At 65.6% G+C, this 9,878-nt stretch carries 9 protein-coding genes; all 9 read right to left on the minus strand.

Features of this window, described 5'->3' with window-relative positions; genetic code table 11:
• Entirely contained in the window at positions 1 to 1,743 is a 1,743-nt protein-coding gene (locus tag BLW48_RS07120) for an AGE family epimerase/isomerase (protein WP_093173686.1), read from the minus strand.
• Positions 1,740 to 2,765 (minus strand): hypothetical protein, encoded by a 1,026-nt coding sequence (locus BLW48_RS07125; protein WP_093173688.1) that lies wholly within the window; start codon positions 2,763 to 2,765, stop codon positions 1,740 to 1,742. The genes BLW48_RS07120 and BLW48_RS07125 overlap by 4 nt, the downstream gene beginning before the upstream one ends.
• Positions 2,766 to 2,771: 6 nt before the next feature.
• Positions 2,772 to 3,437 carry an aspartyl/asparaginyl beta-hydroxylase domain-containing protein gene (locus tag BLW48_RS07130; RefSeq protein ID WP_256330724.1) on the minus strand — a complete coding sequence of 222 codons (666 nt, stop codon included), beginning with the start codon at positions 3,435 to 3,437 and terminating at the stop codon, positions 2,772 to 2,774.
• A 76-nt stretch (positions 3,438 to 3,513) separates the two neighbouring features.
• Positions 3,514 to 3,792: a hypothetical protein gene (locus BLW48_RS07135; RefSeq protein WP_143047730.1), complete on the minus strand. Its 279-nt coding sequence runs from the start codon at positions 3,790 to 3,792 to the stop codon at positions 3,514 to 3,516.
• 133 nt (positions 3,793 to 3,925) lie between these two features.
• Positions 3,926 to 6,553: an AAA family ATPase gene (locus BLW48_RS07140; RefSeq protein ID WP_093173693.1), complete on the minus strand. Its 2,628-nt coding sequence runs from the start codon at positions 6,551 to 6,553 to the stop codon at positions 3,926 to 3,928.
• On the minus strand, positions 6,550 to 7,662 hold the full coding sequence (locus tag BLW48_RS07145; protein ID WP_093173695.1) for a metallophosphoesterase family protein: 1,113 nt from the start codon (positions 7,660 to 7,662) through the stop codon (positions 6,550 to 6,552). The genes BLW48_RS07140 and BLW48_RS07145 overlap by 4 nt, the downstream gene beginning before the upstream one ends.
• A gap of 99 nt (positions 7,663 to 7,761) precedes the next feature.
• The gene (locus tag BLW48_RS07150; protein ID WP_093058360.1) at positions 7,762 to 7,944 is read right to left on the minus strand and encodes a hypothetical protein; all 183 of its coding nucleotides are present in this window, start codon (positions 7,942 to 7,944) and stop codon (positions 7,762 to 7,764) included.
• Positions 7,945 to 8,048: 104 nt separating this feature from the next.
• Positions 8,049 to 8,783 (minus strand): peptidoglycan DD-metalloendopeptidase family protein, encoded by a 735-nt coding sequence (locus BLW48_RS07155; RefSeq protein ID WP_256330725.1) that lies wholly within the window; start codon positions 8,781 to 8,783, stop codon positions 8,049 to 8,051.
• A 96-nt stretch (positions 8,784 to 8,879) separates the two neighbouring features.
• Positions 8,880 to 9,677, minus strand: coding sequence for a class I SAM-dependent methyltransferase (locus tag BLW48_RS07160; RefSeq protein ID WP_256330726.1), 798 nt, complete (start codon positions 9,675 to 9,677; stop codon positions 8,880 to 8,882).
• Positions 9,678 to 9,878: the final 201 nt, after the last annotated feature.

Below are 9,878 nucleotides of genomic sequence, written 5' to 3' on the forward strand. Positions count from 1 at the left end.
CTACATCTGCGCGAAGGCGGCTGGTGCCGCGTGCCTTGCCTCTTCCTGTTGCGTCAGGAAAGGCCGCCCGCCGCCCTGCAGGTACTTCCAGTACGCGACATAGCCCGACAGGTAGTGCTCCACATCGTCGATGCGCACGCGGTAGCTGTGATGGCGGATGAAGAAGCTGCCCACGATGCGCCCCGGGTTCTTGAAGAACATGGCGATCTCGGGCCAGAAGTGGCCCGTCAGCAGGTAGCGGGCACGCTGCTCCAGGGCCCGGTAGAACTTGTCGATGTCGAAGCCGCGCAGCAGGTGCTCGTGCTGTGGGTCGGCCTGCATGCGCGCGATCATCTTCTGCGCCGCCATCATCAGCTCCAGCAGCGTCGGAAAGGTGGTGATGCGCTCGAGCACGAAGTCGAGATGGTCGCGCACGTTGTCCAGGCCGAAGCGGTAGTAGCGCTCGTCCGATCTGTAGAGCGTGAGTTCGTTGACGCAGTAGCTCAGCCAATGGTCGTGGGCCTGCCAGTGTCTGGCTTCGATGAAATGCCCGAATGCTTTCTCCACGGTCTGCAGCCAGCGTGGATCATTGGTCAGCCCGTACAGGCGCATGAGGCCGAAGGCGGCCTCGCCGTCGTAGTAGATGATCCGGTTCTCTTCTTTCACGCTGAGGTCGGGGTGGTTCAGCACATGCACGAAACGGCCCGAACCCGGGTCCTGCATGTGCACGATGCCCAGGGCCAGCTGCTCCATCAGCGGCAGGTATTGCCGGTCGCCGGTGAGTTCGGTGTACTTGACCATCGCCAGCAGGCACACGGCGTTGCCGCCCAGCTTGATTTCGTTGTCGTTGTCGACATCCACCAGGAAAGCGCCCTGCTCTCCGCCGGGCAGCGTGGCGCGCTGGATCAGCGTCTGCGTGAGGTAGGCCAGCGCCCGGTCGATGGCGGCCTTGTGCTCGGGGCGCTGGGTCAGCTCCCAGCCTTCGAGCAGCGCGTAGGTGGAGCTGGCGTGCCGCAGCGCGTTGTAGGTGGGAATGGGACGGTCGAAGCAGGGAAACCAGCCGTAGTGGTACTGGCCGGTCGGCTTGACCTGCCGTGCGAGGTATGCGGTGCTGGTTGCGACGATGTCGTGCACCTGGCTCGCATCCCAGTTCGGCATGACGCGATGGCCCTTGCCCCGCCCCTGATGCTCGATGGTGTGAAGCTGCTTGCCGTCGGTGAACACTGCCCGCGTGTCGAAGACCCAGATCGGCTGCTGCGCCTGGGTCGGCCACTCCAGCTCCAGCCCATAGCGGTACTTGCCGTAGAGCTTGAGATTGGCCGCATTGGGTGTCGCCTCTTCGAGTGCGCCGTCGTACAGCACGGCGTGCGCACCAATCTCAGGCTCAAGAATGGCCACGGAAAAATCGGGCTTGAACGCGATGCCATGGCGAAAGTAGTTGCGCTTGGTCGTCGAAAGGCCCTGCTTCAGTTCCTGCCAGGACATGGCGTGCACGGTGTGCACCACGTCCACCCGCAGCCAGATTGGCGCGGCGCCCTTCTGCTTGCGCAGCCAGGCATTCAGCAACTGCGCCCCCCTGACCCATGCCTGCTCGAAATTCTTTCCGCGGATGGTGACGACATGGGCCCGCTCCTTCCCGTTGCAGACCGACATGAAGAGCACGCCCGCGGCCTCTGCGTCGATGCCGGCGCTGGCGCTCGTGCATTCATCCCACAAGGTTGCAATCGCGGGCCGGGCCGACGCCAGCAGTTCACCCAGACTCATGGCACATCCTTTTTCACAAGCGCCTCCAGCGCAAGAAATTCTTCCAGTTCGGCCGATCTACGGGCCTTCGAGCGCGCCGCTTCACTCCGCGTCGCCTGGAGCACGCCTTTGAATATCTCAGTGTCGTACGCGGAAGAGCGCTGATCCTCCTCCTTCCAGCCAAATACCGGCCAGCCATTTCGCTCCGCGACCTGCCGGTCGAGCGGGCCTAGCGCCTCCAGCAGCGCCTTGATGAAGGCCGCGCCGTGCAATTGATCGTCCTGGATGACCAGGCTGCCATCGACATAAGTGGTCTGCGCCAGGCCGGACGGCAGCCTGAGCCGGCCGTCGGGGTCGAGCATGCTTGCCAGACGGTTCCACATGCCGCTCGCCCCGTAGGTCTGCGAGAACACCTGCTCGCGCAGTGCCGGCAGTGTGGCCGGCAATGGCTGCTGCGGCCCGCTTCCAGGGCGCAGCGCGTATTCCGACCAGCGCGCGGTGCCTTCCAGGAACCAGCGCGCCTTGAACATGGTGTAGCCGTACTGGTACTGGTGAAAAAGCTCGTGGATCGGTGTCACGTTCTGGTTCGCGTGGCGGTTGAGCAGATCGATGCGAAGAGCACAGCCGCCGGCCGCTTCGTCGGAGCCCAGGCGGTAGTTCATCACCTCGTCGTAGGACATCCCGTTGCCCTTCTCCATCTTCAGCAGGAACACGTCGATCGAGGTGGCGCGCGCATAGCGTGGCTGGCGCATGGGGTGCGTCAGCCCCATCACATCGGTGAACAGCCTGCGCCCCACGACCAGTTGCGTTGCCACGTCCTGCACCTTGTCGGGTATGCCGTTGCGGTCGAGGTCGCGAATGTCCGGCAGCGCGTGGGCACCCTCCAGCGTGTAGCGGATGCGGAACTCGTCACGCACATAGACGCGGTCGAACTGGGAGAGCGTTGCGTTGCGCTCCACCCGGCAACGGCCGGCCTCGACTTCCTGCGCAGCGACGGGCAGCACGGCTGCCACCAGGCACACCAGCCATCGGGCATTCTTCATGCGAGCTCAAGCCACCAACTGCTGCTGGAGCACAGGCAACCAGGGCTCGGTCAGCATCTCGAAGGATGGATTGGCATCCAGTCCCATCAGCAGATGAACCCGGTTGGACGGCTGATGGCTTCGATTGACGGCCCTGTGGTTCACATCCACCCGCACCAGCCAGGCCGAGCCGTCGGCGGGCAGGTGAACGCTCTCGATGCTGCCGTCGGCGCGCTGCCATTCGAAGAAGCAATTGGGGTTGGTGATGATGGGGATGTGCAGGCGCCAGGTTTCCTTGGCCGCATCGTTGTGCAGCGGCATCTCCTCGCCCTCGCTTTCGAGCTGCATGATCCGGGCCCTGAAGGGCGTCAGGCCATGGCTGCGCAGCGCATTCATCACCCGGGCCAGGTAGCCGCTGCAGGCGTCTGTCGGCGTGACGCCGCGCGCATTCTTTGCGGGAATCCGCCGGATGCCGTCTTCCAGCGTGCCGTCGCGGCTTGTGACTGCCCAACCGATGTAGTCCACGCGGTTGTCGCGATATGGCGTCGACGGCAGCGGCTTCACGTGTGCCAGGAAATGCTGCCTCAGCAATTCGGCGTCGATCCTGAAATCGGCCAGCCTGGCAAACATCACGTCACTCGATTGCTCCATGGCTTTTCTCCTCTTCTTCGTCCTCTTGATGGCGATGTGCATCGGACGGCCGTCAATGCCGACGGCGCGAGCACACGCAATGAGCAGGGCCCGTAGCCCCAGGTCGAAACTGGACGACCTATGCGAAGAAGGAGAGGAGTTGTGGCGGCCGCATGGGCCGTTCGAGAGGCGCGGACGGCAAGACCGTCACGGCAAATTCCAAAGGGGCTTCCGGTCTAAGGACCGGCAGTGAAATCTCGCGCCTTCCGGCGGCAAGGTCCACCTCGTCGGAGTCGATGCCGTCATCCAGGACCGAAGCGCCGGCGTGGCCCTGATGAGGCTCGCAGGCGCTTGCCTGATGCACCTGCGCGACGTTGGCTTGGTACTGCCCGAAGCCCGCCATGTTCTGGGCAAGCACGGCCAACCCGTGACAGCACAGAAAGGCGATAACTGCGGACGTACAAAGCCAGCGACGCATGACGGCGCAGTTTAGCGACCGGCCGGATATTCTGGATAGTGTGATTGCCGATGAGCGTCGCGGCCCCAAGACGTCACGGAATGCTTCGCGCCACGACCCCGAGATCGCGCCAGGCCTCCGGATGGCAACTGAAGATCAATATCTGGTGCCGCGTTGCCGCGTCGTACAGCACCCGCTTCATCTGCCGCAGGCGCTCTTCGTCGGTGTTCACCAGCGCGTCGTCGAGGATGAGCAAGGTCGGCTTGCGCGCTTCCTTCAACAGGTCCGCATAGGCCAGTCGGGCGACGACGCCCATCTGCTCCCGCGCGCCCACGCTGAGCTCTTCGAACGCGCCGCTCTGGGCGCCTCGCAGTCCTTGCCGCGTGATGCGGCCCGGCGAAAGATCGTCGCCGACTTCGACCTGCGCACCGGGGAAAAGAATCTGCAGGTAGTGGTCGAGGTGCTTCTGCAGCGGTGCGCGCAGGCGTCGTGCCAGGGTCGAGCGCTTTTCGCGCAGCAGCTTGAGCAGGTGGTCGAGCGCCTTCGCCCGGCGTTCGAGTTCGGCGCAACGGCGTGTTGCGTGCTCGAGTTCGCGCTGTTTTTCCGACGCAGCTTCTTCCTGGCCCAACGCGCCCCTGGCTTCGAGTTCGGCTTCCAGCCGGGTGATCTCGTTGGCCCGCTGGCTGTGCGTGGCCTCGGCCTGCTTGACGCTTTGCTCCAGCCGTTCCACGTCCTGTGCGAGCACCGGCAGGTTCGCGGATTGCAACTGCTGCGCCAACTCAGCGACCTTGTCTTGCAGGGCCGACTGCTGTGCCAGCGCATCCGTCAATGCGGCGCCGGCTTCCGTCTTGCGGCTGGCGCGCATCGGGTCGTTCAGCGTGGCCTTGACCGCCGCGAGTTCGTCTTCGGCGGCCTTGACCTGCTCGCGCGCATTGCCGGCGGCGACCTTGGCGTCGTTGAGCGCCGCGGACGCCGTCTCCAGCGCCGCGCGCGCGGCGCCCTCCTCCGATTCGGCCTGCGCGCTCGATGGCATCGCCGCGTCGGCCGGCGGCATGCCCTGCAGGACCTGCCTTGCTTCAGCCAGCCGTGCCTCGCGCATGGCGATGTCCGCGGCAAGCGCGCTCAGCCCCTTCGGTGCCAGCGCAGCCAGCACGGCCACCGCCGCACCGGCTTCGCCCTTGCGCAACGCCTGCAGCCGCATGCGCTCTTCGACGGCGGCCACGCTCTCCGCGCGCAGGGCCTGCAACAGCCCGGCGAGTTCGTCGCGCGCGCGGTCGCGTTCGATGGCAAGGCTTTCCAGGTCGGCTCCGCCCGGCAGCACCGTGATGCGGCCTACGCCTTCGATCTCGATGTCGGTCCGCGCGATGACGGTCTGGCGCTTCGAGCCGGAAAGCTCGGCTCCGGCAACCCGGACCTTCGCAGCAGGCTGCAGCTCGAACTCCAGGGCCGTCGCCACCGCATCGAGCCGGGCTTGCGCCGTGCGATGCGCGTCGGCGCAGCGCTGAAGCCGCTTGAGCTCGCCTTCCGGCACCACGAGAGCCTGTGCCTCGGCCTGCAGGCGAGTGACCTTGTCCTGCTCGCCCCTTGCCTTCTCGTGGCTCTGTGCGAGTGCCTCAAGCTGCTCGGCCAGGCTTTCGACGGTTTTCTCCTGCGCGATGCGGGAGGCCGCCTGCCGCGCGAGGCGGAGGTTGTCGCGCGCGCCGGCATCGGCCTTCGCCGCAGCCGCGTGGCGGGGTTCCCACGCCTGCAGTTCGCCTAGCGCCTTGGCCAAGCCTTCTTTTGCCGCCTGCAGATTCTTCTCGCGCAGGACGACCGTGGTTTCCTCGCGCTCCATCGCCTGGAGCTGAGTGCGCCAGGAATTCACCTGCGCGGTGACCTGCCTGAGCGCGGCGTCCTGCGCGGTCTTCCTCTCGTTCAACCCCTTGGCTTCGTCCAGCCGCTGCCGTGCGATAGCAAGCTGCTCCCGCAACGCCGTCCAGGGCCGCGCGGCTTCGTCTCGTTGGTGATCGCGGCGCAGGCCTGAGAGGCGGTCCACGCCCGACTGATAGGACTCGATGTCGGCACGCAGCCGTTCGATGTCGGCTTCGAGTTCCGTGCGCAGCCTGATGGCATCCGCGAAGGCGCCGCGCGGTGTTCCGGCGGCGGGCGTGAGCAGTTCGTTGCGCTCGCTCTCCACCGCCTTCAGCACCGCATCGCCGTTGCTGGAGGCCAGCTCGCCCAGCGATTCGCCCAGTGCGTTGCGCAGGTGATCGCTGGCAAAGCCCACGGCGCTGGCAATGTCGTGCGAGGCGCCCTGTTTGATCCACAGCAGGCCCGGAATGCCCATGTGCTCCGGCGTGCTGGCGCCCTTGCCCGGAAAGCGAAAGCCCAGCAGCGCCGCCAGATGGTCTTCGGCCACCGCACCGTCCATGGACTTGCCGTCGATGACCAGCTCGCAGCGCTTCTTGCCGAGGAAGGCCTTGGTGAGCCGGCATGGCTTGCCGTCGAGTTCGAAGTCGACCTCGACGGTGGGCGTCGCCGAGCTTTCTCCCCATGGCCGCAGGTGCTCGACCGCGCTGGAGCGATGCCGCTCGAAGAAGGCCGCGCGAATGGCCTCGGCGACGGTGGACTTGCCCGATTCGTTGGGCGCCGCGAAGAGATTCAGTCCGTCGGTGAAGCCGTCTATTTCGAGCGGTGCGCGGAACAGCTTGAAGTTCTCGATGCGAAGACGCTGCAACTTCATGCGGCGGCTCCCTGCGCGTCGAGGATGCGGGCGAGCGTGAGCAGCGCGTCGCGGGCGAGTTCAGCATCGGCATCGCCCTGCTGCGCGCGCAACTCCTGAAGCGCCTCGCCGACAAAGCCGTCGGCGTGCAGCGCCTGGATGTCGTCTTCCGTGGGCTCCAGCCGCAGCGCTTCGCCGTCCCACACCAGCGCACGAGCGCGAGCGCGGGCGGCGTCGAGCGCGGTGCTCAGCCTGTTGTGGCCGTTGAGGTCGCAGGTGCCCTGCGCGCGAAGTTGCAGCACGTCGCTGCTGCTCACCTGCTCCAGCTTTTCGACCAGTTCGTCGATGTCGGAGGGCACCGTGAGCCGCGGCTCCCATTGCTGCCAGTCGAATTGGCCGGTGCGGACCACCTCGACCGTCGGCTCCGCCCCGGCACCTGAGACGCCGACCAGCAGCGCCTGCCCCGAATCGTTGGCTCTGAAACGATCGGTCTCGGGCGTGCCCGCGTACCAGGTGCGGTCGTCGATCTGCCGCGTGCCGTGCCAGTCGCCCAACGCGAGGTAGTCGAGCCGAGCCTGCGCCGCACGCCCGGTCGCGATGGGATTGGCCGAGTCGATGTCTTCGGACAGGATGCCCTGCACGCAGCCGTGCGCCAGTCCGATGCGGGGCAGCCCCTCTTCGCTTGGCGCTGTGGCAAACCAGTCGGTGAGGTCGCCGTAGGTATGGCGCTGCGTGAGCGGTGCGGGCAGCAGCGTGAACTTGCCCGCCACCGTGTGGGGCTTCGGCTCCAGGCAGCAGGTGATGTTCGGTGCAATGGCGCCCAGCCGCTGCGCACGGCTCCAGACCGATTCGCTCAGCGCCGAGTCGTGATTGCCCGGAATCAGCAGCCAGGGGCCCGTAAAGCCCTGCATGGCGTTGAACATGCGCCGGATGGTCTTGTCCGACACGGTCTGCAGGTCGAACACGTCGCCTGCGACCAGTACGGCATCGACCTTGCGTTCGGCCGCAATGGCGGCCAGCCGCTCGACCACCTTGAAACGCGCCTCGAACAGTGCCGCGGCGTCGTCGGGTTCGAACTGCGAGAACACGCGGCCTATCTGCCAGTCCGCGGTGTGGAGCAAAGAAATCATGCGTGGCCCTCCCTTTGCCTCTCGCGTCTTCACGTCATCCAGAAAGAGCGAGCATCTTAGAGGGCCTGGGGCTGCAGGCGGGCCGAACCGGCCGGGAGGCTAGGCCTTGGCGTCGATTCCTGAAGCGCACTCTTCGAGCAGCGCGGCCGATTGCGTGACCTGTTCAGTAATCTGGTCGCGCAACGGCTTCCACTCGAGGCTGAACGGTGCAAGAAGGCACCACTGCGTGGTGAGCGCCAACGCGATGCCAAAAATGATGAACAGCCAATGCACGAGTTCCATTACCGCCCCTTTTTTTCAGACTAAGGGCGAGAGTCTGCGCATTTCACGGGCACCGCGATATCGCCAATTTGGGGGATGCCTTTCGCCAGAGGCCCCCCGCCCGGTCACCTCGCCGGCAGGTACTGGCGCGGATCGACCGCATTGCCGCGGTAGCGGATCTCGAAGTGGAGGCTGGCGCGCCCACCGTCCGCGCCGCCGATCTCGGCGATCTTCTGGCCCTGCTTCACCTGCTGGCCCTGTTTCACCAGCACCGTACGCACATTGGTGTAGACCGACATATAAGAGCCGCCGTGGTCGACCATCAGCACGCTGCCGTAGCCGCGCAGCGTTTCCGTCACGGCCACCTTGCCGGCGCCGATGGACATCACCGGCTCACCGACGCTGCCGCCGATGTCGACGCCCTTGTTGCTGGTGCCGTTGAAGCCCGCGATGACCTGGCCCTGCGCGGGCCAGGCCCAGTCGCTGCGCCGCGAGGCCGGCGGTGCGACGGGCTCGGGCGCCGCGGCCCGGGGCGGCCTCGAACGCTCGGGGCGTTCCGGACGCTCGGCACCTGCGCTCCTGGGAGGAGGCGGCTCGGACGATGCGCCGCCACCGGGCGGCACCACGCGCAGCACCTGTCCTGCTTCGAGCTTGTCGGGGTCCTGCAGATTGCTCCATCGGGCAATGTCGCCCGGCGAACGCCCGGTCTTCGACGCGATGCGATAGAGCGTGTCGCCCGGCTGGACGACGTACTCGCCCGGCCCTGCCACTGGCGCCTTGGGGGAGGTGGAGCACGCTGCCACCATCAATGCCGCGGTCAGCGCAATGCCCGCGCGCCAGTTCCTTCCTGTCACAACCACTACCGGATTCCTTCCTGGATAACTGAATCTCGCGCTCCCGGATGCCCGGGGCCGCGCTCGAAGAATCCGGGAAGGCTACCAGCAGTCGCCTGGCGTTCAGTTGGCCTGCAGTTTTTCTGCGGTCTTGCGCCTTGCAACGCACATCAGCGACAGCGCGCTCGCGGGTGCCTTCGGGTCACGGCCCGAGAGCACATTGCCCATGCGGTATTTCCATTGCGCCGGCCCAACGTCGCCGGCCAGCGCCTGCGCTCCTATCTGGTGGTTGTGCGGGTGCACGCGAACCTCGAAGCCCAGCGGCTCCAGCGTGGATTCGAAGAGCTCCTTCGTCACGCCGTCGCCGGGCCGGTGATGCACTTCGGTTCTCAGCCCCCACAACTGCTGACTGTCCGTCTTGTGAAAACCGTGCCCCGTCGCGCGGTAGACCCACAGCCGCGCATCCCACATCAGCCTGGCCAGGCCCTTGTAGTCCCAAGCTGTGAGTTGCGGATCGTGGTCGGTAATAAGTAAGCCATTGGGCTTAACGAGGCGAGCGCCTTCCTGCAGCACCGCTTTCATGTCGTCGCAGTGGTGCAGCGATGCATTGATTGCCACGATGTCCGCCACATGCGAGCGGAACGGCGTGTGCGCCGCATCCGCCAGCACTGCCGTGTAGCCCAGGCCAGCCGCCAGCTCCAGCGAGCCTCCGGCCACGTCGACGCCGATCAGCAATCTGGGCCTGCCGCCCAGCGTGGCGAAGAGGTTACCCGGCCCGCAGCCCAGGTCGATGACGACCTTGTCCGTCCAGTCGCCCCCGGCGGCGAGCCAGCGGCTGCGGAAATGCGCGTCGCGGTGGCAGTAGTCCAGATATTCCTTGGCCCACGTCGCATTGCCGAAGTATGTAGCGTTGGCTGTCAATGCATCTGAATTGTTCGGAAGAATCGATTCCAAATAGTAATCACAGCGCGTGAGAACTACATCGGGTAATAGGATGTCGCGGAGCATTTTTTACCCTCGGAAGATTTGAAGCCGATAACTCTTTCAGTCTTTGCGATTTTCAGGTTTTGTACAGTTATTTTTTATACGGTTACAGACTAATCCAATTCATAACAGTCGCGC

It is taken from the genome of Variovorax sp. YR266 (genome assembly GCF_900107295.1).
GTDB lineage: Bacteria > Pseudomonadota > Gammaproteobacteria > Burkholderiales > Burkholderiaceae_C > Variovorax.